Source organism: Chryseolinea sp. H1M3-3 (assembly GCF_029360725.1).
Lineage (GTDB): Bacteria > Bacteroidota > Bacteroidia > Cytophagales > Cyclobacteriaceae > Chryseolinea.
Window position 1 is genome coordinate 92,616 of the sequence record NZ_JARKMY010000001.1, and the last position, 23,850, is coordinate 116,465.

General features: G+C 41.6%; 18 protein-coding genes. 7 read left to right on the forward strand and 11 right to left on the reverse strand.

Translation table 11 applies throughout. From position 1 onward, the window contains the following. Nucleotides 1–35: 35 nt before the first annotated feature. From P2W71_RS00340 to P2W71_RS00350, 3 genes are all read right to left on the reverse strand, one after another. Entirely contained in the window at nucleotides 36–1,793 is a 1,758-nt protein-coding gene (locus P2W71_RS00340) for a RagB/SusD family nutrient uptake outer membrane protein (protein WP_276365514.1), read from the reverse strand. Nucleotides 1,794–1,832: 39 nt separating this feature from the next. Beyond that, nucleotides 1,833–5,225 carry a TonB-dependent receptor gene (locus tag P2W71_RS00345; protein WP_276365517.1) on the reverse strand — a complete coding sequence of 1,131 codons (3,393 nt, stop codon included), beginning with the start codon at nucleotides 5,223–5,225 and terminating at the stop codon, nucleotides 1,833–1,835. 118 nt (nucleotides 5,226–5,343) lie between these two features. After that, nucleotides 5,344–6,441, reverse strand: a complete 1,098-nt coding sequence (locus tag P2W71_RS00350; RefSeq protein WP_276365520.1) for a FecR family protein — start codon at nucleotides 6,439–6,441, stop codon at nucleotides 5,344–5,346. A gap of 191 nt (nucleotides 6,442–6,632) precedes the next feature. On the opposite strand from P2W71_RS00350, the gene P2W71_RS00355 reads away from it, so the two are divergent. Both P2W71_RS00355 and P2W71_RS00360 read left to right on the forward strand, forming a co-directional pair. Next, nucleotides 6,633–7,208, forward strand: coding sequence for a sigma-70 family RNA polymerase sigma factor (locus P2W71_RS00355; protein ID WP_276365521.1), 576 nt, complete (start codon nucleotides 6,633–6,635; stop codon nucleotides 7,206–7,208). A gap of 108 nt (nucleotides 7,209–7,316) precedes the next feature. Next, a complete protein-coding gene (locus P2W71_RS00360) occupies nucleotides 7,317–7,748 on the forward strand; it encodes a hypothetical protein (RefSeq protein ID WP_276365522.1) in 432 nt (143 codons plus the stop codon). Nucleotides 7,749–7,835: 87 nt separating this feature from the next. On the opposite strand, the gene P2W71_RS00365 is transcribed toward P2W71_RS00360, so the two are convergent. Further along, nucleotides 7,836–7,985, reverse strand: coding sequence for a hypothetical protein (locus P2W71_RS00365; protein WP_276365524.1), 150 nt, complete (start codon nucleotides 7,983–7,985; stop codon nucleotides 7,836–7,838). A 271-nt stretch (nucleotides 7,986–8,256) separates the two neighbouring features. On the opposite strand from P2W71_RS00365, the gene P2W71_RS00370 reads away from it, so the two are divergent. Further along, nucleotides 8,257–9,144, forward strand: coding sequence for a glycosyltransferase family 2 protein (locus P2W71_RS00370; protein ID WP_276365525.1), 888 nt, complete (start codon nucleotides 8,257–8,259; stop codon nucleotides 9,142–9,144). A 55-nt stretch (nucleotides 9,145–9,199) separates the two neighbouring features. Here P2W71_RS00370 and P2W71_RS00375 read toward each other — a convergent pair whose 3' ends face one another. The 3 genes from P2W71_RS00375 to P2W71_RS00385 all read right to left on the reverse strand — a co-directional run bounded on the left by P2W71_RS00375 (nucleotide 9,200) and on the right by P2W71_RS00385 (nucleotide 11,772). Next, nucleotides 9,200–10,204, reverse strand: a complete 1,005-nt coding sequence (locus P2W71_RS00375) for a nucleotide-diphospho-sugar transferase (protein WP_276365528.1) — start codon at nucleotides 10,202–10,204, stop codon at nucleotides 9,200–9,202. A 33-nt stretch (nucleotides 10,205–10,237) separates the two neighbouring features. After that, on the reverse strand, nucleotides 10,238–10,801 hold the full coding sequence (locus P2W71_RS00380) for a hypothetical protein (RefSeq protein ID WP_276365531.1): 564 nt from the start codon (nucleotides 10,799–10,801) through the stop codon (nucleotides 10,238–10,240). A 203-nt stretch (nucleotides 10,802–11,004) separates the two neighbouring features. Continuing rightward, entirely contained in the window at nucleotides 11,005–11,772 is a 768-nt protein-coding gene (locus P2W71_RS00385; RefSeq protein WP_276365534.1) for a TylF/MycF/NovP-related O-methyltransferase, read from the reverse strand. 740 nt (nucleotides 11,773–12,512) lie between these two features. Here P2W71_RS00385 and P2W71_RS00390 point away from each other — a divergent pair. Further along, nucleotides 12,513–14,204 (forward strand): ATP-binding protein, encoded by a 1,692-nt coding sequence (locus P2W71_RS00390; protein ID WP_276365537.1) that lies wholly within the window; start codon nucleotides 12,513–12,515, stop codon nucleotides 14,202–14,204. A gap of 105 nt (nucleotides 14,205–14,309) precedes the next feature. On the opposite strand, the gene P2W71_RS00395 is transcribed toward P2W71_RS00390, so the two are convergent. From P2W71_RS00395 to P2W71_RS00410, 4 genes are read right to left on the reverse strand one after another with little or no spacing between them, the layout of a single operon-like run. Further along, the gene (locus P2W71_RS00395) at nucleotides 14,310–15,098 is read right to left on the reverse strand and encodes an ABC transporter permease (protein WP_276365541.1); all 789 of its coding nucleotides are present in this window, start codon (nucleotides 15,096–15,098) and stop codon (nucleotides 14,310–14,312) included. A 4-nt stretch (nucleotides 15,099–15,102) separates the two neighbouring features. After that, nucleotides 15,103–16,002 (reverse strand): ABC transporter ATP-binding protein, encoded by a 900-nt coding sequence (locus tag P2W71_RS00400; RefSeq protein WP_276365544.1) that lies wholly within the window; start codon nucleotides 16,000–16,002, stop codon nucleotides 15,103–15,105. 27 nt (nucleotides 16,003–16,029) lie between these two features. Beyond that, entirely contained in the window at nucleotides 16,030–17,250 is a 1,221-nt protein-coding gene (locus P2W71_RS00405; RefSeq protein WP_276365547.1) for a glycosyltransferase, read from the reverse strand. A 3-nt stretch (nucleotides 17,251–17,253) separates the two neighbouring features. Beyond that, complete coding sequence (locus tag P2W71_RS00410; RefSeq protein ID WP_276368987.1) at nucleotides 17,254–18,240, reverse strand: hypothetical protein; 987 nt, start codon at nucleotides 18,238–18,240, stop codon at nucleotides 17,254–17,256. 396 nt (nucleotides 18,241–18,636) lie between these two features. Here P2W71_RS00410 and P2W71_RS00415 point away from each other — a divergent pair, with 396 nt between their 5' ends. The 3 genes from P2W71_RS00415 to P2W71_RS00425 all read left to right on the forward strand — a co-directional run bounded on the left by P2W71_RS00415 (nucleotide 18,637) and on the right by P2W71_RS00425 (nucleotide 23,847). Then, a complete protein-coding gene (locus tag P2W71_RS00415) occupies nucleotides 18,637–19,203 on the forward strand; it encodes an RNA polymerase sigma-70 factor (protein WP_276365549.1) in 567 nt (188 codons plus the stop codon). Nucleotides 19,204–19,334: 131 nt separating this feature from the next. Further along, nucleotides 19,335–20,297, forward strand: coding sequence for a FecR family protein (locus P2W71_RS00420; protein ID WP_276365552.1), 963 nt, complete (start codon nucleotides 19,335–19,337; stop codon nucleotides 20,295–20,297). A 154-nt stretch (nucleotides 20,298–20,451) separates the two neighbouring features. Next, nucleotides 20,452–23,847, forward strand: coding sequence for a TonB-dependent receptor (locus tag P2W71_RS00425; protein WP_276365554.1), 3,396 nt, complete (start codon nucleotides 20,452–20,454; stop codon nucleotides 23,845–23,847). Nucleotides 23,848–23,850: the final 3 nt, after the last annotated feature.

Genomic DNA, 23,850 nt, shown 5'->3' on the forward strand with positions numbered 1-23,850 from the left:
AAGCCATTGTTAAAAAATTTCAAACTGTTTCTATGTTAAGGAATGTCTGTCAATGGCGGAACATTTCGATCTGCGCCAACATAACCAACATTCTGATTTACAACGCCAAGGGTATTCGCCAAAATTACATTAGCAGGAATAGGCCAAAGCACATGGAACGGAGCGATTTGCGCCACATTTCCCAGCCGCTGCACCTTAAAGGTATACAGGTTATTGTAAGTAATCACTCTATCGTAGTAATAGTTATGTTCGCTAAAATCCGTCAGACTGTAGCCACCAACGTTTAATTTAGCCATGATGTACGATGCTCTGACAAGTTCTGCATGCCGTGGCTCTTCTGCAAACAACTCGCGCGCCCGCTCATCAAAAATAAAATCGATGGTAACGTCTCCAGCCGAGATGGGTAATGCCTGAGCGCGTTCCCGGATTTTATTCAAATCGTCTGCGGCTGCAGTAAAATTGCTTTTCCAGAAGTATGCTTCAGCTCTTAGCAAATACGTTTCAGCGAGACGGAAAACATACCAGTCGCCGTTGCCTCCTACAATTCTCGGGGCTTTGTCATCGTGTGGCACAAACGTGATGTAAAGTGGTGAAGCATACAATCCATAGACAGAATCCTGTGGATCCAACAGATAAGCCTTGTTAACTGGCTTTCCGAAATCAACCGATGCGGGATTGTTGTATACGATTTCATCCATGTCGTACCAGTTCGCATCTATTCTTCGAAGGTCTGTCGTATTCTTCCAATACTGATTTCCATATTTCCATAGTCCATATTGATAATAGGGACTCAGTCGCACATTTGCATTTCCCCGGCCTAATGAATCATACTGCGGGCCACTCAGAACCATACCAGGTTTACCTTCACTGTCGCGAACAAAACTCTGGAACCATGCTGAGTTATACATGCGCATGGTATAAAGACCTTCGGACCTCGCGTCGGCTGGTGCTTCCAACCTGTCGACCGTTGCGAGAATTGTTTCCTTGTTTTCAGGAAGGTTGAAATTTTTGGGTCGATGAAGATCCCACATCAAATTTTTTGAAGCATCGCCTGCTGCAACGCCGAATCTGGATGTCATCAAAGAATACGGTCCATTAATAACGCTTGTCGCAGCAGCAATGGCTTTATCAAATTCTGTGTTCGCGAGATAGACTTTTGCAAGCAAATGATTTCCTGCGCCCTTTGATATCTCGCCTGGAGGAGCAAGATCCGGGAGCCACTGCACTGCATATTCCAAATCCGTCTGGATCTTGCTTAGTATAGCCCACCGGCTATGCGTAGCAAAATCAAGCTTTGCACCTGTTAACTCCTCGCCGACAAATGGAACATCACCATACTCATTCACCAACAGGTAATACCAAAATGCACGATGCCAATAACCTTCTGCTAAAATGATATTTCGATCATTTTCATTTTCCCATTTAATATCGTCGATCCGGGAAATCAGCACGTTCGCGTTTTTGATTGACGCATATACTTCCCCAAACTCCGCCAGAAATTTGTAGTAAGTATCGGTATTCGGAGTAAGTTTATAGAAGTCCAACTGAGACCAAGGGGAACCCAAATCGGAGGCAGCAAAGTCCATGACCAGATAATTCATTTGCCCGCTATTCTGTCGCTTGAGATCCTTTCTTAGCGTGATCAACAAGGATTGAAAGCCGGATTTGTCCAGATAGACATTCTCGGCAGTAAGAAATGAAAGGGGTTTCGGCTCCAGCCATTCTTTGGAGCAAGACGAAGATATTACAAGGAGCAATGCTAAAATGTATGAAGTGCTATATATACGGTTCATTTTTTTAATTATTTGAGGTGTACATTAGTTTTCTTCGGACTATAGAGAAAATGATACTCCTAGGCTATACGTCCGGGGCATGGGCATATCGCCAGATTCAGGATCCCACCCAGGCCATTTATCAAAAGAATATAAATTGCGTATAGCGCCATAAATCCGAACATTGTTCAAATGTGCATTAGACGTGATCTTCGCCGGCAGGTGGTACGATAGCGAAACATCCTGAATTCTCACAAATGACCTTTCCTTGTAGATCATCAGTCCACCGCCAAAAGAGGTAATGTTGGTGTTTAGCCTGGCCCACTCGTTGTTTTGATTGGTGGATGTCCAATAAGGCAGTGCCATTTTGTTCCGCTTGTCGAATGTTTCAGAGCTAGGATTCAACGCCTGGTCGAACGCCCCGACATGACCTAAGTCAGCCCGGATAAACACCGATGCTGAAAAGTTTTTCAAAAATGTAAATTCATTTCTTAATCCCAAGCGGAATCTTGGCTGACGATAACCGATGAACTGCTTATCCTGGATTGCTTCATAGACGCCGTTGTTGTCAACATCCACCGCTTTAAAATCACCAGGTTGCATCAGATAAACGGCAGCATCAGTAGCTTCATTTTCCTGCCATATTCCTTGTACATCATAGTTCCACACGCGATCTAAAGCCTGGCCAGGAAACCATTCATTGGTATAGTCCGGCACTTCTCTCGTTACTTCTTTTCCTTCAATGATCACGGTCTCGTAATCTCCAAACAGTTTTTTGATTTTATTCCTGTTAAAGGAAAAGACGAAATTCGATTTCCATGCGAAAGCGGGCGTGTGGTAGTTCACGGTGTTCACAGATAATTCAAATCCGCGATTACCCAACTCACCAAGATTCGTGGTGATATTGGTGAATCCTGTCAACACGGGAAGCTGGCGGTTCATCAATAGATCAGTAGTGGTCATGTCGTAGTACTCGGCGCTCACTTCTATCCGGTCTTCGAACAACCCCAGGTCTACACCGAAGTTGACTGACTCAGTTTTTTCCCACACCAGGTCGTAATTAGCTAAGGAGTTATTGTAAACACCCATTTGTACGTTGGTGCCATTATAATACAAGTTCGAATTTATTTGCGCCAACGCGGAGTAGGCACCAATCTCCCGGTTCCCATTTACACCCCAGGATAATCTCATCTTCAATTGGCTTATCCAATCGACACTAAAGAAATTCTCATCCGATAATTTCCATGCGATGGCAGCTGCCGGAAATACAGCCCGGGGATTCTTTTTGCCAAAGGCAGAATATCCATCGCGTCGCACGGAGACTGTCAATAAATATTTATCCAGCAACGTATAATTCAGCCGGCCCATCACTGCATCGCCGGTAATTTGCTGATCGTTGTTCGCTAGCGATGGCTTTGCTCCAAACTGCAAACCATTGTATCCCAAATTTTCGTTGGGTAGAAAAGTTTCGTTAGTCATTAAAGAGGACCAGCTGCGATTTTTTTCACCGCTGTATAAAAGCGTTACATCAAAGTTGTGCGCGCCTAAGTCTTTGTTCCAATGCAACAGGTTGTCGAGTATCCAGGCATATTGGGAAAAATCTTCTCGTGTGCCATAACCTTTGGAATGCGTTCCTCCGCCAATAACTGTTGTCGAGGGCCAAAAATTATAATCTTTACGCGACTGCAAACGCGGTTGATATGAAATTTTATATTCGATTCCCCAGGGCAATTGCACTTTTGCATATATGGCGGCAAAAATGGAATTTGTCTTTCTTAATTTATCCTGTCCCGCATAATTAATCAACGGACTTTCTACAGCGGCATAATCGTTGGGAAACCATTTCACACTACCATTGGGTTCATATACAGAACCATAAGGACTATTGACAAACATGGCATACAAATCTGCAGGCACCGCGCTTTCATCGTTGCTTGCCAACTGGGAATTTAAACCAACATTTAGCCAATCGGTAACCTTGACATCCAGGTTTAACCGCGAGCGGAGCGTTGAATATTCGTCACCTAGAATTATCCCTTGATTGTTTGTATAGCCAACGGACCAGTAGTAGGTAAACTTCTCCATCCCGCCGCTTAAGCTCACATCATAATTCTGCCGTACGCCCGAACGCATCACCTCATCATACCAGTTAACTGTGTTTCCAGCGAGATAATTATCCGATTCGATTGGAAAAAACCGCAGTCTGCTTAGCCATTCCGTTGTATTGTCTGCCTGTGCGTTTGGATTTGCGCTTCGCCATTGATCGATGGTTACACCAGAAGGAAGGGCATTAGGATTATAGAAATAATAATCAGGATTTCCTGTTTTGTATGATATCAGTGCGTCCCTTCTGAAGTCAAGATAACCCTCGGCCTCGAAAGGTTTCAGATCGTTGGTGGCCTCTGTTATGCCTACCGTGGTAGAGAAATTTATGACAGGCTTTCCGGTGATTCCTTTCTTTGTGGTGATCATGAGAACACCTGCCGCTGCCCGCGCTCCAAATACCGCTGTCGAACTTGCATCTTTTAAAATATCAATCGTTTCAATATCAGAGGGATTGATATCGCTGATGTTTCCGTTAAATATTGCTCCATCGACTACTACCATTGGCTCCGTTGAAGCATTCAACGATTTCGGCCCCCGGATCTGAAGTGAACTGCCGCCAGCCGCCGTGGTATTTTGATTAGCATTGAATCCCGCCACAGTGCCTGTGAGCATGTCGGTGATTTGGGTCATTGGCTGGTCCTTGTAAATCTTGCTGTTCACCCGTGCAACAGCGCCAGTTAAATCACCCTTTTTTGCTTGTCCATATCCAATTACAACCACATCGTCCAACGTTTGTATATCTGGTATAAGCTGAATGTCTATTACTGTTCGCTCGCCGACTACAATTTCTTCGCTTATGTACCCAATGAAGGATATTACAATCACGGCATTTTGATCAACAACCGTCAACGTAAATTTTCCCTCAGAATCAGTAACAGTTCCATTGGTGGTGCCTTTTTCTAGTACATTTACGCCAGGTAAAGGTTGGTTATTCTCGTCCGTTATTTTTCCCGAAATGCTCCCAACGTCTTGTTGTTGCACATCGGCCTTCCGAAGAACGATGTGCGTTTCAACAGCTTCAAAAATTACCTGGTATGGTGTTAATATTGTCTTCAGTACTTTGTTCAACTCATCATTATGCGCATTGATCGTAACCCGGTCATGCACTGGAATAACCTGGGGGCTGTAGATAAACTTGATTTTTGTTAGTTCTTCAATCCGTTTTAATAAAAGGCTTAATTCTTGGTTTTCGGCGCTGAGGGAAATCTTCTTTTTGAGTATTTCCTGACCACGCGAATCGATGGCCAAGGTTACGCCGGAGAAAACCATTATAGCGATGATGGGAACTACTGCGACTTTCATAAAAATCAAGAAAAAAGGGGAATGGCCATGTAAAGATTTTTCCATACATTTAATTGTTTTAATTGAGACACATATTAAGACACGTGAAGACTGGCGGTGCTCGAACATCACCAGTCTTTTTTTTGATTAGATTTTATATCATAGAGCGTTTTTACCCATAAGCTTAAAATTTACTTTGTGTGCATCCCGCACCGCTAATTGAAACCCTGTCGTTCACAATTTTATATTGCAACCCAATGGATCGGCAAATAAGATCCAGTTTTAATGTAAAAGGCTGGTCGGTAAAAGATGCCGTAATAGAGCATTCTTTAATCTTTGCATTTTCATAATCGAACTTGACGCCATATACTTTCTCCAGTAGGGCAAAGACTTCAATAACTCTTGTGTCCTCGAATTCCATGTAGGTATCTGGCACGGGCAATTTTGTAAGTGACCCTGAATCAAGCCGAATGTGCTGGATTTGGTTTACGTCACTTTTATAGACGAACTGTTCATTCTTTGTTAGAATGACATTCGGTTGACTTTCAAAAGCTGCCTGATTTTTTTGCAGATCGGCATAGACAGAAACGCTACCCGTTTTAACAGTGACGCGGGTCTGGTCATTTGCACCATCCGTAGCAATTTCAAAGCTGGTCCCAAGAACCTTTGCCACAATTTGATCTGCATAAACATAGAATGGTTTTGCAGGATCTTTTGTCACTTCAAAAAACGCATTCCCCTTGAGCACTACCTCTCTCGTCTTGCCGTTAAACTTATTCGCGTATCGTATGACACTGTTTTTTGCAAGAAGGACAGAACTCTTGTCAGGAAGGTTGATCAAAAGAGGTTTGTCACTTTTATTAATACGTTCGATATCGTAAGCAGAAGATATTACCGCCGACTCAACAGGTAACTGATTGCTGTTTGTGTCTTGCACTGTATACCAACCTAAAACACACAGGGCCACACCAATAGATGCCGCTATACTTAAGCGAATGGAAAATTTTTGTGCGCGAGGTTTTACTTCAGCAATTTCAGCACGTTCTAGGTTGCCAAGAATCCCTTGTATTTCAAGATGTATTTCTGCGTCGGTGATATTTTCTTCCTCTACAGGATGAATTGCCAACACAATTGTCCTTGCCTCTTCAATAACATCTCTTTTATCAGGATTCTCATTAATCCATTCTTGCCACGTGGCGTCTTCCTCAGCATGTTTAACCCAGGACCGAAATCGGATGTCTTGAACAAAATCTTCAACTGAAAAAAAATTATAATGCTTCATTTACAACTGGTATATATAGGGGGAGACACAAACATTTTTTTTCTACTCACTATTCCCAAACTTTTTTTATTTCTTCTTTGAAAGTCGTCACTTCATAAATAAAGTTGGACGACATGTTACCCCTTCATTGGTTTTATATTAAAAAAAAATTAATTTCAATTTGCCTTAAATCAAACGAGGTAAACACCACCTTGGAAAAACTACTCTCCCCTACAGCTGATCATGAACTCTGGAAAGAGTTTAAGGCAGGTAATAAACAGAGTTATGAAACATTAATGAAGGCGCATTATCGCAGCTTATTTACTTATGGATTAAAATTTTCAAAAGACGGGGAGTTTGTAAAGGATTGTATTCAAGACCTTTTCCTGGAACTGTGGAAGAACCGCGAAACTATTGGAAACTTGAGTTACGTTCGCTCCTATTTATTTAAGTGCTTGAGAAATAAAATTTGGCGAGTGCTTCACCAGCAAAGGTGGCATCACCAGGCCGAACAACTTGAGGACGATTATTACTTTGATGTGGAATTCTCCATCGAACATCATTTGATCCGCGAAGAGACCCTTCGGGATACAGCTACGAAGTTTGCCGACCTTCTTAACCAATTGCCAAAACGGCAAAAAGAAATTATTTATTTAAGGTTTTATCAGAATTTAGAAATTGACGAGATCGTTCAGATCATGGAGATTAATTCGCAATCAGCATATAATTTACTGCATAAAGCAATTTCAAGTTTGCGAGAGATGCCGCTAGCGCATATCAGGCCTTAGGCGTCCTCCTAATTGATCGCTGATTAAGCAAGTTGTAATATTAATTAGAACCATTTTTCAATTGGACATCGTACACCGGCCAAACGTCGTACCGTGCTTTAACTGTTAATGAGTCAAATAATCTTCTCAAACTCCAGGTCCCTTCATAAAAGGGATATTTATAACAGAATACTTCTTGCTATTGGTATCATACTTTTCGTGTTACTTCTTTCTCCTTTAAGAAATCATGCGCGCGAATTTTCATGGTATTCTATTACTATTGTAGGATCTTTTATACTTGTTGCATGGACAATCGACGCGTTAAGAGAGAAGACGCTTAAGGCAGTTGAGATAAATAGTGGCTCGCAAAAAGTGTTTTTTATTCTGGAGAAACAATTCGGCAAGATCGAGATCATTTCCTTTGACATTAATTCCATTAACTATCAGATAAAAAAGCAGTCTGACAGATTCATCTCACAAAAATATGTTTTGCTTATTCGGGACGAAAAAAACAGACTGGCCATATCTTCCAGATATAAAGGATTATCAATTGAGTGTTGAATAAAATTGCTGATCAGTTGACCGCGTCGGCAGCGTGCGAAGAATGTGGAATTCAGAAGTAGGTTTGAGCAGCGCTATTCACAACGATCACCTTGGGCGCACATAGACTGTTTTAAAACTATTCCAGTTGGTCTTAAACTGTTGTTTATTAGGCTTACCGTTGTTCTTGGCGTGATAGCCCTTCTGTTTCTTGTTTTCCGGCAAAGGGGCTGCAGCGCCTTTTTTATTTTTTCCCATAGTCAACAAATTTATCCACGGTTGAAGGTAACAAAACTCCATGATATGGCATAAAGTTTCGAATCATTTATGCGTTCGATAAACCGGGTGCGTTTTGTTGCTTCGTGTATTTTTTTTCTGCATTTTTGGAATATGAAGAATGTTCTAGTCAAGGATTAATTAATACTCATCTCGGCTAATCTCAGCCAATGTCTCTGTCCCGCTGTTCGCGGCTTTGACTCATATTTCGTTTTCTAAAAAAATTATTTATTGTTTTCCGATCGCGTTTCTAATGAGACCATTTGTGGACTTGGTTGTGGTCGTTCCTATTGGCCCGGCCTGTAAAGTAGAATTTATCCTCGACACTTTAGCAAGTGTTAAACATTATGTCCGTTGCAATTGTAAACTTGTTATTTCGGACGATAGTCAACATCCGACAGTTTACGAAATAATTCACCGTACATACCCGGATGCCATTATTTTAAAAACTAGAAAAAATCATGGAAAAGGATTAGGATTGTATACCACCTTGTCCATGGCCTATCGTTTTGCTCTGGATCATTTTGATTTTAGGGCATTACTTCGCCTTGATACAGATGCATTAATTATTGGCCCGAACGCGGAAGATCATATTTTCGAATATTTCATGCATAACCCAGACGTTGGCCTTGCCGGCAGGTATGTAAAAGGTTTGCGCGCTCTTGATGATTTTGGGAATGTGTGGGAAAATGGCGGACGAGCAATGATCGTTTCCATCGCAAAAATATTTACGCGATTTTATTTGCGGCATCCAGTTACATATTGGAAAATACGGGATTTGATTTTCAAGGCACTTGACAATGGATATGAAATGGGAGACTTGATTTTTGGCGGCACCTACGCTTTTAGTCGGACAGGCCTTGAAAAGCTAAGTGAACATGGATTATTACCGTTGCCGAATGCCTTTGGAACCGAACTAGAAGAAGACCACACCTTCTCAGTTTTAATTTGTGCAGTCGGGCTGCGTCTTGGTGATCTCGCAAGCAATAGTCATCCGTTTGCTTGCACATGGAAAGGTCTGCCTGCGAGACCGGAGGCTTTGCTCGATGCAAATAAAAAAATAATTCATTCAACCCGTTATTGGCAGGAGCTCAATGAAGCAGAGGTTCGGAAATATTTTAAAGAAATTAGAGAATCTTGATTAATACTTTTTTGTTGGTTATGATGACGGCTTCATTCAGATGTAGTTCACTTTATCAAGGGCTTGCCCGGGGGGCAATCCCTGCCTTTTTTTGTTGTTGAATAAATCGGCCAATAGCTGCTTCAAAAAGCTTGTTTTGAATAATGACAGGTAAACTACTTTTGATAAAAGTTTTTAGACGGGACGATCGCGTCGAGTGGAATTTTATAAAGGCTTGTCTGTCCGCCTCTGCATCCACAACCATGTACGGAGGATGTTTCAGAGGAAAAATCATCGGTGCCGATTGTAACCGTGTTGCCGGGTTGTCAACATTGGTAGTATTAGTTGCATCAGTTCCAAAACCAATATTTTCCACCATGTTTATAGACGGCACGATGGTTAGGCCCGTGTTAATCCGCTTGATCAACTCCCATTGATAGTCCCACGTAATGTGAGGAAATAAATACGTTCGTTCAAAAACAAATTTAAAGTAGTCCCTTTCATAGATGGAGTTGAATGTCTTTTCAAGATATCCCTTATTTTTTATCGTAGGATAAATCTTCATTTCATAATCATAATGATTCCACGCTCTTCGCCACGACGCCCATCCCCAAATGCCATTATGGTTGGAAAAAGAATACGAATAAGCGGGAGCTGTAGAAGGAGTTGTCCAAATATTGTTGCCACTAATCTCCATTATTCTTTTATCATTCCGGTAACGGTCCAAAAGCTCTTCACAATAAGGGAAGAAAGTAAGGTCTGGCACGCAATCATCTTCCAGGATGATTCCCTCCGGTTCATGCTCGAAAAACCATGTTATACCACTTGAGACACCTTTGCCGCACCCAAGATTTTCTTCGCGAAACAATTTTTTTACCTGGCAAGGCCAATCTATTGCGGTAATAATTTTTCTGACTTCTTCACATTTCTGCTGCTCGCCGTCCTTGTGTTGTCTTGGCCCATCTGCTGCCAGATACAATTTACTAGGCTTGATTTTCCGGATAGCTTCAAAAACCACTGTTGTTGTAGATGGTCTGTTAAAAACCAGGAAGAGTATCGGGACATTAAACTGCGCTTGCATGTAATAGCATTAAATTAATATTAAATGTTCTTCTTAGATCTCCTCGATCTCCTGTAGTATCGACTCGACCTCATGTTCGAGGTTTGTTAAGTAAACCGTAAAATTACTTGCGATATTGATCGTCATGCGTACGGTGCTCTCAATCGATTCAACCTTGTGGGCTATGTCACTTACAAAGGATTCGTACGCCGTAATCAATATTTTTTTGTCTGGCTTTTTAGTTTTCTGCAAATGAAATATTCTCTCATCCAACTCAGCGCGCTTAGTTATAAAACGTTCCTTTAACTTTTTAACGTGATTTTCAATTAACTGCTTTTGCTCTTCAGAAAACTGATTATAGGCCTGCAATTCTATGTAAAGGTTTTTTTTATCTGCAGACTCAAGCCTGATTTTTGGCAATGGATTTTCATAGTTAACCGTCAAGGTTAAACGTCCAAGTTTACTGCTGTTTGTAATTAATAAGAATTTCCCTCCATAGCTCTCTTGCAAAGAATATTCTACGATTTCCGCAACGGTCTGGCCAACATATTTTTTAATGATTAGGGTTCGCTCGTTAAACACCCATGTATTCAAGTTTTCTTGCCAGGCATTTGTCATTAATATTTGAATTAGGTTATTATAAATATTGTTCATTGCACTATCCCTCAAATCGAACATTTCCACATGAAAACCTAGTATGAATCTACTTTGAATTCTCGGCGAATGACTATAGCTGCGCTCTTTCGAAATTGATTTATAACCTGAATCAAAAACATTCAGTGCTTAAATGATCAAGATAAGAAAGTCATGGCGCCGGATATTTAGCTAGACTGTTTTGCTTTTATGTTGTGAACCAGAAAGATTTTCCCGGCGGGTTTATAAGCGCCAATATCTTCGTAGGTATAATGGCTATTTTCTTTCAGAAATTCATCGAAGGCCTGTTTTTCACCGACGTACTCTTCAGTCCAGTCGTCAAAAAAAACGACAGCTGAATCACGGATCAAAGGCGCGCAAAAATCCAACGCCTCTTTTGCGGATGAATGCAAATCGCAATCAATGTTAATTAGACTTGCCTTTTCTATCTTATATTTAGCCTTTAAATCGGCGGTAAGCGTCTCGGAATACCAACCTTTAATTAAAAAGGTTCTGTTCCAGTCGATACCATTCTTTGACAGATTTTCGGTGGTAAATTCGATGCTGCTTGCAAATTCGCCGGGTTGCCAATTGTTAGTAGGGTCATATGCAGCGCTCGGCGGCAGCCCTTCGAACGAGTCAAAGCCAAATAACCTGATATTATTAATTTGATTTTTCTGCAGAGCTTTATTCATGCAGATTAGTGAAGTGCCATGGCAAACACCAAATTCGAGGTAATCGCCGATGTTAGCCGGACCTACTAAATGTGAAAGTAGGCGAACCGCTTTAACATATTGTGGCTCTAACTCCTGGACAATAACTAGGGGCGTAGGATCGTAATTTGCGGATAATTTGTTAACCCAACTTATCAGCGCTGACGGCAATAATTTTTTGAGCTGCCTGTATAAAAGATTTATTCTTGTTCTTTTAAGAACAAAGTAGATGGACTTTAGCATAGGAAAATAAGAAGATTTAGAAAAAAGTGAACCCTTTGGCCGCGATTTGATACGGCCTTATTCAGAACAGTGAATTGTTCTTATAAAGGGAAGTACTCAGTCCATGACTGACCCTGTATCTCTTTTTCTAACCATCATATAATCCATTGTGCACCAAATTTATTGATTGATCACTAGTTTAAAAAATTTTTCACAGCTTAAAACCTTAATATTTTCCAGGTCAACTTGAAATATGAACGTTATATATGGCACACTTGCATACCTCCATACGAAATCTTGCGCCGAATTGTACAGAATTGCATTAAGTTCAAAGAAAACTGTGGCAGGCAGGCCTCTTCTTTAAAAGCAAATGTTGTGTTTATGGATGGAGCTGCCGTAGCATCGACAAAAATTCCTTTTTATAGCTGATTAATATCAGGACGGAATTAAGAAATATAGCTGATTTTCAGTATTTTATATTTGGTTTCTGAAAAACGATGCAGGGTTCCAGGAGTAAAATTAAACCGTTCATGAAGGAGGAAGGATCCAGTATGCCGTAGATGTTCTGGTATCTGGAGCCACAGTTCGGTAAAGTGCAAAGTCGAGCCACATGGTAAATATGACGAGAAAGAAAAATGAGGATGTTAACAACTAACAAAAAAAAATTTCAAGTTTATGAATAATCTACGACGACATTCATCCGAGCAAGTCAGCGATCATCATAAAGTAAGTAAAGAAACTTCTCGCTAAGCATTCATCATATGGAACATCGCTCCAAAAGAAGAACTGTTGTCATTGGATTCGTTGTGATCGTCATTCTGCTTGCAGGTAATATACTCCTGACGTATAGAAATAGCGTTAATATCAATAGAAACACTGCTTTGCAAAATAGGTCTGAGCGAATCAAAACGATCGTCTCCTACATCGCAATTGATATCATTCACAACCTTGATCTCGGAATAAGAAGCTACGCGCTGTTTAAAGACGAACGATACCTTTATCCCTATCACAAAGCCCTTGACCGGAAGGATTCTATTCTCCAGTTAGCTGAGACCGTTCTCAAGGAGGAAAATTATTCCATGGATGAATTCAATTTGTTGAAAGATTCGATTGAAGCATATGTAGCGCTCAACAAGAATTTAAAATTACTGGTAGATGAAAACAACATAGCAGCGTTCATTGGGTTGGCGGATCGCGATAAGGGGTACCATCTTTGGTTGCAGTACGAACACTTTGCGCGAGCCATAAATGATTTTGAGAATGTAGTTCTCCAAAATGCAAAAGCACGTTATCACGCGGCCCTCAGAAATAATTATGTGCTTCAAATCCTTCTGTTCCTGATTTGTGTTCCTACGTTGATATTTACTATCAGGCGTACTTTCAAAGAATTTGAACTGGAACGGCAACTTCGAGCAGCGGAAATCGAACGTGCCGATCTGCTGAAGTCGCAGAATGAACGGCTTGAACAAATGGTCGCTGATAGAACAAGTGAAATCACCGAAAAAAATCGTGAACTGCAACGACGCCAAGATGAAATCGAGGCACAGAACGAGGAAATGCGATCACAGAACGATCAATTGGTAAGGCAACAAGAAGAAATTGTTGAGCAGCGCGATCTTGTTACTTTACAAAACAACAAGCTTACCCATGCACAGGAAATAATACTTCAGCAACAAGCAGAAATCAGAAACAAAAATGAGTATCTGGAAATTGAAGTGGCCCGAAAAACGAAAGAATTGCTTAACAATAATCAGCAGCTGGAGCAGTTTGCTTTCGCATCTGCGCATAACCTTCGGGGACCGGTGGCCCGTATCCTCGGTTTGGGAAACGTACTTAGCTACTCGCGCCATGATCGGGAAGAAGAGCAGCTCATTATCAAGAACATCATTAAATCAACGGTTGAGCTGGACGTAACTATTAAAGATTTAACCACGATTCTTAATATCAGAAGCAACGTCACTGCCCGTCTGAGCAACATCAACTTCAGCGATGAAATGCAAATCATAAAGTCAAACCTTGCCAAGGATTTATGGGAAACGGGCGGCACAATTGTAGAGAATTTTGATGAGGCTCCAAATATAACTTCTGTAAAGGCATACATCGATAGCATCTTGTTTAACCTCATCAGCAATGCCATTAAATTCCGCTCCCCCGAACGACCGCTTTTCATTACGGTTCGAACATCGAAAGTAAGTGAATTTGTTTGTCTTGAAGTAACGGACAACGGACTGGGTATTGATTTGACAAAATACGGAAATGAAATTTTTTCATTATACAAAAGATTTCATTCACACACGGAAGGAAAAGGGCTTGGATTACATCTGGTAAAAATGCAGGCTGCTGCCGCTGGCGGACATGTTGAAGTTAAAAGTATTCCGGATGAAGGGTCAACTTTTTCGGTCTACTTGAGAGATCACGCTGAAAGTCATGAGAAAGATGATGGAGCACGATGAGGGGCATTTATTATCTTTGACCTTTGTGACAAGACACTATTAATTCAGCAATCAATCAACCTTCATTTTAATTTCTCATGAAATGCACCAAACAATTTTTGACTTTTATTTAGTTTGGTCCGCTAATTTCCAAAAGAAAACTGTTGCAACGTAACCCGCAAAACTTGTCAGTATCAAAATTGTATAGCTCATGGAATTGAGTTGAGCTTTATAGATACCGCCTGCACCGCTAAAAAGCCCGGGTACTGACCATGGGAAATAATAACCAAATCCCGCTGCCGCTATTACCTGGGAAAACACCAAAGCCAGCGCAACAACACCTAAGGGTGCCAAGTAACCCTTTCCCCAAATTGCAAAAAATGCTATGGGCGTTCCAAGAAGTATTGTTAGTACTGTGGTTACGAAGTTATCAAATAAGTATGAAGCGAGAGAAAAGCTTTGTGCGTCGGAAATTTGAAGTAAAGTACCGATTAGCAATCCTAGTAGTAAATTGGAAATTACTAAAGCAAAGCTCCAGCCTCCATAAATAAAAAATTTCGCGTTAATAATTTGTGTCCGTGACGTGGGCAGCGCTAATAAATCTTTTGCAGTGCCTTCAGAATATTCCCTACCGAATATCCAACTAGCAATAAAGCCAAATACGAGTACGCCGCCCACTCCAATCGCCTGTGTTAACAGTTCAAAATAAGATTTCCAATCGGCTGAAAAATGCATCACGTCGGACTTTGCTTTTAGCGGTCCTGCTAATGCGATGGCATCCGGGTTTGTCATGATAAGCATAAATACACCGCCCATCACTGGTGCCAATCCAAATGCAATAAATGTTATCCAAAGTATGTTTGCGTATTGACTCTTAATCAACTCTGCTTTCAATGCTTGTAATTGGCCGCTCATAGATTTACGTTCTGATCGCTCGGAGAAAAAACATCTCCAAATCTTCCGTGTGTACGTACAGTTGTTTGAGATCCATCTCGTGATCGACAAGGAGTTTCGCGATATGCTCCGGATAAAGAACTGCTTTTTCACCCTTTACTTCTACTTCATCGCCTTCTTTTAAAGACGCCTGGTAGCCTCGATCTATTAAGTGTTTTAATGCTTGTCGATTGTCATTCGTCTTAATTAATACACTTTTAATTAGTTTATGCTTGAGTTCTTCGGTAGGCATCTGCTGTAGCAATTTCCCATGATCGATGATTGCAATACGGCTCGCGATTTTAGAAATTTCACCCAGAATATGACTTGATAAAAAGACTGTCGAACCTTTACCTACGAGTTCTTTTAGCAATTCCCTTACCTCTACAATGCCTTCCGGATCCAAGCCATTAATGGGTTCGTCCAAAATAAGAAGTTTCGGTTGATGCATTAATGCTTTGGCAAGACCCAATCGTTGTTGATTTCCCAGCGACAGATTTTTTGATTTAGTATTAGTATAAGCGGTTAGTTTAAGCCTGTCAATGATTGCGGGAATTAATAAACGATTTTTCAAGTGCCTCAATTCGTACATAACTTTCAGATTTTCGTTGACTGAAAGGTTAGGGTAAGCGCAAGGAGTTTCCACTAAATAACCGATATCATTCCAGCTATTAAATTTCGTTCCAACCACTTTTCCGAATAATTTAACCACACCTTCATTAGGTCTAATCATTCCCAGCAAAATTCTAATCAATGTTGTTTTGCCTGCACCATTTAGGCCGAGAAAACCGTAAATTTCACCTTCGTTTACCTGAATGGAGACGTTGTCCAGGACGGAAGTTTTATTAAAAAATTTCGAAACTGATATGGTGCTGATCACCTCCATTAGCCTTTTTTTAATCGATACAGATATCTATAGATGTTCAATTAGTTCTGCAGCATTTTGTACGCCATTCTCTGCCCTAAGTTGTTCGGATAATCTTTCCGCATTATCATAAAGCTGTTTGTTCGTTAATAATTCGTTGACGCGGTCAATAAACAATTGCTCCGTTAATTTTTTCAATGGGACCGGAGGCAATGCAACACCCTTCTTATACCCTATCGTTGCCCAAAAATGCTGATCACCCAACGGATACATTACCGGACAAGCAAAGAAGGGTTTTCCTGCTTGTATACACGCTGCAGCTGTACCAATACCTCCGTGATGGATCACCGCTTTTACCAAAGGGAATAACACATCATACGGTGCTGAAGTAATCACCTTTATCGACTTGTTATTTGAAAGCGCTTTTGTATCGTACAGACCCCACCCTTTGACGATGATAAGTCTTATGTTTAAGACTGTTGTAATGCGTGTTAGCACTGCATGCAAATCGACTCCACTGACAAAGGGCATACTTCCAAATGTCAACAGCAGGGGTGGCTCGCCCTCCGCTATAAAGTCGAGTATTTCTGGGTCTAATGCTACCTGAGATGGACTTGTCCAAAAGCCGGTGAAATAAGAATCGGGCGGATAATCTTTAGGTTTTTCCAAATAGCTAGGACTAATACCATAAATAGAAGGGAGTTGTGGCTTTTCAATTTTTTTTGGTAACCCCTCCTCTTCTCTAAAAGACCTTATTGGCTTAAGCATCATTCTAAGTCCCAAGTCCGATAAACGGTAACTAATTTTATTGAAAAACGCGGGAAGATGAAGTCCACTGAACACTGGATTAACAAATTCTTTCGTTGGTTGAAATGCAGGTATAACGTTAGCCCGGATCATTTTCCTAGGGAATTGATCGGCAAAATAATCGCCGAGTGTTTTGATGTGATATAATACTTTATCACTGTTCACAGCCAGCTTATAAAATGTGCGCATGGAATTATAAATCATGGGATAGACCCATATTTCAAGATTTTTGCGAGCCCTGAATGGATTCTTCATCATCTTTTTTCCCTCATCTGTCTCCAGGAACGCTTGAAAATCTGCATCCACCGGCAAAAAATCAATTCCATACGATCGAACTAATTGCTCAAAATTCTTGGCGGTCGATAGCGTTACCTGATGACCCCGTTGCTTAAGGGCGTGGCCCAAAACCGCGTAAGGTTGAACATCACCTCGGGTACCAAGTGTCAGAAGTGCAATCTTCATTTGTCAGTTCAATATTAATAAAAGCAGCATATAAATGATAAGAATGATCCATGTGTCCACCCCAAGACGCCAGGCCTTTCTTTCAGGACGAATTACCAAACCAATTGCCACCACAGCAGTCATGATAATTGATGCCAGTATCGAAAGCGAGTGCGTACCCGAAATACTTCCAAACAACGGACCCTCTATGTAAAATAGATCAAGTATCGCCAAGATGGCGATGTTAAAAACGTTGCTTCCCAATAAATTTCCCATTGCCATATCCAGTGAGCCCATGCGTAAAGCGGAAACAGAAACCACAAGCTCTGGTAACGACGTAGTAATTGCTAAAAATACTGTCCCGAAAAATGTGTCGCTGAGACCAGTTTGCTGAGCAATCCTTTCGCCAAAATATGGAAGAAACAATGCGGCTATCGTTACCACAAGTGCGTGAATGCTATAAATTGACAGAACATGCTTCAAGTCTTTTTTGTCCCGATCGTCTGAAATTACTTGTTCGTTTTGAGTTACGGTGTTCGACTTTTCAAACAAAAATATTCCACGCATCGCTGCTACGTAAATGGATAAAAGCAATAGACTAAAGGGGCTAAACCACAATATGGCTGGAGTTACCGGCGACAACAGGATTGCAACGCCTACGCAAGCCAATAAAATAATGCTGAATGATCCGGCAACCACATGGCTCGTTTTTACAAGTGACGTGATTGGCTTTTTTAACATTAAATCGAGTAGGGAAAGAACCAGCAAATTAAAAGTGCAACTTCCTACTACGTTTCCGACAGCAAGATCCGGAGCCCTAACTACAACCACTGAACTTAGACCTGTAACAAGTTCCGGCAATGAGGTGACTGTTGCCATAAGAATTAATCCAATCCATGCTTTGCTGAATCCGGTAAGTTCTGCCAGACGGTTACCTTGTTTTGAGAGCTGTGTGCCGCTCAAGGTAATAAGCGCAGCACAAATAAGAAATCCAATAACGCTTGTAATCACTTTCAAAAAGTTAAGATCAATAATATGAAATTTTGCAGTGGGTTCTCAAACGAGAAATCATTTTTGAAACTCTTTTGTGCTGGCACAAAAGAAACTTGCAATAGATGCTGCGTTAATTTGTATTGGATTGACCTCCTAACAAATTTACCTAGTGCGGGCCATCAGAATGTGGTACCGTTAAAGCTGTCACTGGCGGAGGCGCCGGGTGAATATTATGGGTAGAACGCCATTTATAACAGTTAACTCAACGAGCAGCAGCCATGATGTAATGAAAAAAGAAATGGAATGCCCTTATCACTGTGTTTCAAGTTGTGATGAGAGGTTTCTTATTTTGGAATTCCATTCGATCAATTTTTGCTTCAAAAATGTTAGCTTCGTAAAGTTTTCAAAAAAATCATGACCCACCTTTCACCGACGGACACAGAACTCTTGGATCTGTTCAAGAATGGGGATGCTCATGCTTTCAACAGCATATATGATCGATATTGTTCGCTCATATACAATACGTCGATGAAGATTTTAAATGATACCGCTCTCGCCCAGGACGTCGTGCAGGAAACATTTATCAGCTTATTTGAAAAGGGAGGTTTGAAGACCATCAACAATCTCCAGGCCTATCTATTCCAAACCGCTAAATATCAATGTTTCATGCATCTGCGTGCGGGCAAAATATCCGAAAAGCATCTGCATCGAATTAACACAATTTCAGCATCCAATACGTTAGAAGAAGAATTTGATGCAAAAGAACTTCAAGTTGTTTTAGACAAAAGTATTTCAGCATTGCCGGACCGATGCCGGGAGGTATTCTACCTCAGCCGGTTTGAACTGCTCTCCAACAAAAAAATTGCAGAACGTCTTCATATTTCCCACAAGACGGTTGAAAACCAAATCTCAAAGGCATTAAAAATCCTGCATACTTCTGTAGATAAGCTAGGGCTTTTCATTCTTTTAATGGCTTCATAATCATGTCTGCTTCAATTCGCTAGCAGGTTCTAAACTACTCGCTCTCTTTTTCCAGTTTTTTGATCCATTAAAAAAATATGAAGATGGCGATAGGGGTTTATGCAATCGCGTGCAACTAGTAGTTAATGGAAATGAACAAACGTGATTTCGAAGCCCTGTTAGATCGGTATCTGTCGGGGAAGACCTCCTTGAAAGAGAACGAGTTATTGGATCAATTTTTTGAGTCCTATCGCGGAAAGAGGGCTGATATCAATAACATGAGTTCTCATATAAAGGAAGAGATCTTACAAAATATTAAATCGCAGACCGTGTTCAACAGAAACGCGCGACGCTTTTCTCCCGCACGCATGTGGGGAATAGCGGCGACAATTTCTATAATTTTTATAGCCGCCGGATATTTCTTCCTTTCCGGGAACCGCTTCACAGAACAACAAGCGCACATTGTCGCCGCGAAAATGAAAAACGTCTCTGCGTTGAAAGGGCAAAAAAAGGAAATTAAACTTCCGGACGGAACCCGTGTTAAGTTGAACGCAGCCAGTAGCATTTCTTATCATGAAGATTTTATGGGAGATGTTAGAGCGGTGAGCCTGCAGGGAGAGGCATATTTTGATGTTGCCCGTGATGCGACACGTCCTTTTATTGTTAAGACAGACTATGTTACCACCACCGTGTTGGGCACGTCTTTCAACGTTCTAACTACACGTAATTCAGTCGCCGTGACCTTAGTGGAGGGTACCGTAAATGTTTCAACATCTAACGGCAAAACCGTATTGCTCCATCCCAATCAGCAAGCCACCGTTTCGCGGAGTTCCGACATTTCTACAAAGCAAGTCTCGGTAGACCAGTATATCGCATGGAAAGATAATACGCTGCATTTTGATCATATCAAGGTGAAGGACGCCGTGATCATTCTCGAAAATTGGTATAACGTCGACATAGTTCTAAAAAACCCATCCATTGAGAATTGTATTGTTACGGCAAAATATGAAAACGAATCGCTTGAAAATGTATTGAAGAGTTTTAGTTACATTCTTAAAGTCGACTTTGAAATGAATGGCAGGCAGGTAAACATATATGGCAAAGGTTGCTTATAGATAGGTATGAAAACTTTAACACAAATCACACAACAGGATCGGCCCCCGCCACAAGGAAAAATAACAAGGATAGTCCGGAGTTAACATTTGGTCGATGCGCTCCGGACTATAGTCTGAAAATTATTGGATCAATAATTCAAACCCATATAAACTTATGAAAATAGTTTTACTGAAACTACTTATGACTGTTTCTAAGTATACATTACGTTTTTTTCTCATGCAGGCCATATGCATAAACTTCGTACTGGCATACGATTCCGACGGTCAAAACCTCGATGATGTGAAGGTTACCCTGGAGGTGAAGCAGGCGAAAATTACCGATGTGTTTACTGCACTCGAAAAGAAAACAACCTACGTCTTTGCTTACACCGACTTGGTCCGCAAGATTGACCGGCGTTATGATCTCACTTACGAGAATGTCTCCATGAAAAAAATTCTGGAGGAGCTTTCCCGATTAGAAAAACTGCAGTTCAAAAAAATCAACCAAACGATTTCAGTGAGTCCCATGGACATCACCAAAAGCAAAGAACCTCCACCACTGCTAACGCTGTTATCGATCACCGGAAAAATAACTGACGAGGCGAATGCAGCGATTCCAGGCGTTAATGTGGTTTTGAAGGGAACTACCAATGGAACATCAACAGATGCAGAGGGGCGCTATTCATTGAATATTCCAGACGACGCAAGCAGCGGAACTCTTGTCTTTTCATTTATCGGTTATGTAACCATCGAAGAGCCTATCAATAGTAGAACCACCATCGACGTTGTGCTGCGGCCCGATGTTCAGTCCCTTAATGAAGTTGTTGTCATAGGTTATCAGTCCGTTGACAAAAAGGATTTAACTGGTGCGGTATCTGTGATCAGTCCAGACGAAACAAACCGCGTCACGTCGAACTCCCTGGCAGAATCCATTCAAGGGTTGGCACCGGGTGTTACGGTAAGAAATGGTGGGGCGCCAGGCCAGATGGCCAAGATTGAAATACGCGGCGCGGCCAGTTTTACAAATACCGATCCGCTCTATGTCATCGATGGAATGATCGCGGATGCAAATACTACGATCAATACAAATGATATAGAGTCTATTCAAATATTAAAAGATGCATCGGCTGCTGCGATCTATGGGTCGCGGGCTGCGAACGGTGTCATTATTGTTACGAGCAAAAGAGGCAAAGAAGGTCCTGCGCGGATTGCTTTGTCGGCCAAGTATGGTGTGCAGGCAATTCCCAAACGGTGGGATGTCATGAACAGCACTGAGTTTGCCGCAATGCAGCGGACGCAATATGAAAATTCCGGACAAACACCATTGCCTAGCGTAGGAACTGATTTCGATCCTATCGTCAATACAGACTGGCAAGAAGAAATGCTTCAGACAGGAAACATGCAGGATTATAATATTACACTCTCGGGCGGATCTCAAACGAACAGTTATCTTATTTCCGGAAGCTGGTTTAAAAACGAGGGCGTCTTGATCGGACACAATTTCAATAGAGGAAGTCTGCGTATTAATACAAGCACCACCCGGGGACGGGTAACTTTTGGCGAGAACCTGGTTTTCACTAACACAAATATAAAAACCCCTCGGGAAGGCAATCCTTTTTATGATATGCCTCTGATGCTTCCCGTTATCCCCGTAAGGTCGCCCGGGTATGTAACTGATCTAAATCCCGAGGGATGGGGAATCGGAACAACCGAAGCAATTTCATATGCCTTCAATCCTGTAGCGGTAAATAATTTAAGCCTCGGTACCAGCAATTACGCCAAACTCGTGGGCAACGCTTATGTTGATGTAAAACTATTCGATTGGCTTTCTTACCGGTTTAACGCAGGGGCTGAGGTAAGTTTTGATTTCAACAAAACGGTTAGAAAACTTGGGATATGGCAATATAACGCTGCTCCAAAACCAAGCTCTGTCGATGAAGAACGGGCCCGTTTTCTGAGCCTGCTTTTTGAGCATACGGTTAACTTTAAAAAAGTATTTGGAGACCACAACTTAAATGGTGTTTTGGGAATCAGTCAGCAGCATACGACCCGCGAATCAACAACCGGCGGACGAACGAATCTGCAGATATTTAATAATCGATACATGACAACTATCGGGTCGGCTACCGGTGTAGCGACTTCCGGAGGGGGTACGCCAATCGACTATAAGATCCTGGGATATCTGGGCCGGGTGAACTATTCGTTTAAGGATAAATACTTACTTACCCTCACGGGACGGATAGACAAAGATTCACGCTTTGGACCAAACAACCGTACCGGTATATTTCATTCGGAAGCATTAGCATGGCGATTGAGTGAAGAAGATTTCTTCAATGTCGATTGGATCAGTAATTTAAAATTGCATGCATCTTATGGTGAATTAGGAATCGTTCCCCTCAATTCCTGGGACTATACTGTGTACATCAATAATGGACCGCGTGCTGTTTTCGGTGATGATCAAATTCCCTATGTTGGCATCACTCAGGCGCAATTGGCAAATCCTGATTTAAAATGGGAAGAGCGGATCGTGAAGAATGTCGGGATAGATGCCAGCTTCCTGGAGGATAGGATTTCCCTGTCGATAGAGGCATACAATTCTTTATCCGAGGATGCGCTTCTGCAATTGCCGGTTGCAGGCTACCTCGGTAATCTAGGAGGTAATCCATTTATTAACGCAGGATCTATCCGCAATACCGGGATAGAATTCGCAGCGACCTATCGGAATACTAAAAACGAATTAAAATGGGATATCACTGGGAACTTTACCACTATCAACAATACAGTGGAGGACGTTGGTAACCGTGGGGAAGGTATTGACTACATTCAATTTGGCAACACGCGTACAAAAGTCGGGCGATCACTGGGAGAATGGTTTTTAATCCGGTCGGAAGGCTTGTTTCAAAGTCAAGATGAAATTGACAATTATCGCAGCACCAGCGGAACCGTTATTCAGCCTTTTGCAAAACCCGGCGACGTCAAATATCTCGATATGAATGACGATGGTACGATCAATGCGGAAGATCGGGATTTTGTCGGGTCGCCATGGCCAAACCTTCAGACCGGTCTACAGTTCAATGCATCATACAAACAGTTTTCTCTTAACCTGCAACTGGTCGGTATTTTCGGCTACACAATTTACAATGATGTAAAAAGATCGTTAGACAGTTATCAACGCACCAACTTCAGACGCGACATAAGCCCCTGGACAGAAAGTAACACCAATACGGGCGATCCGAGAATTGCGCTGGATACCGAACAAGGCATCATCGATAATAACCGGGGCGACACTGACCGGTGGCTAGAGAATGGTTCCTATGTGCGCCTCAGAAATGTTGAGTTTGCTTATAGACTTCCTGCCACCTTCTTAAGTCGCATGAATATTCAGAACGCGCGGCTCTTCGTCAGTGGCCAGAATCTATTTACCATCACTGGCTACGATGGTCTTGATCCGGACATCGTTGGGAATACAGATCCCAATAATCCTCAGGGACGAATTCTTGAACGCGGCGTTGATTTAGGCAATTGGCCATCCAGCCGCATATTTTCCGTAGGTATTCAATGCGAATTTTAACTA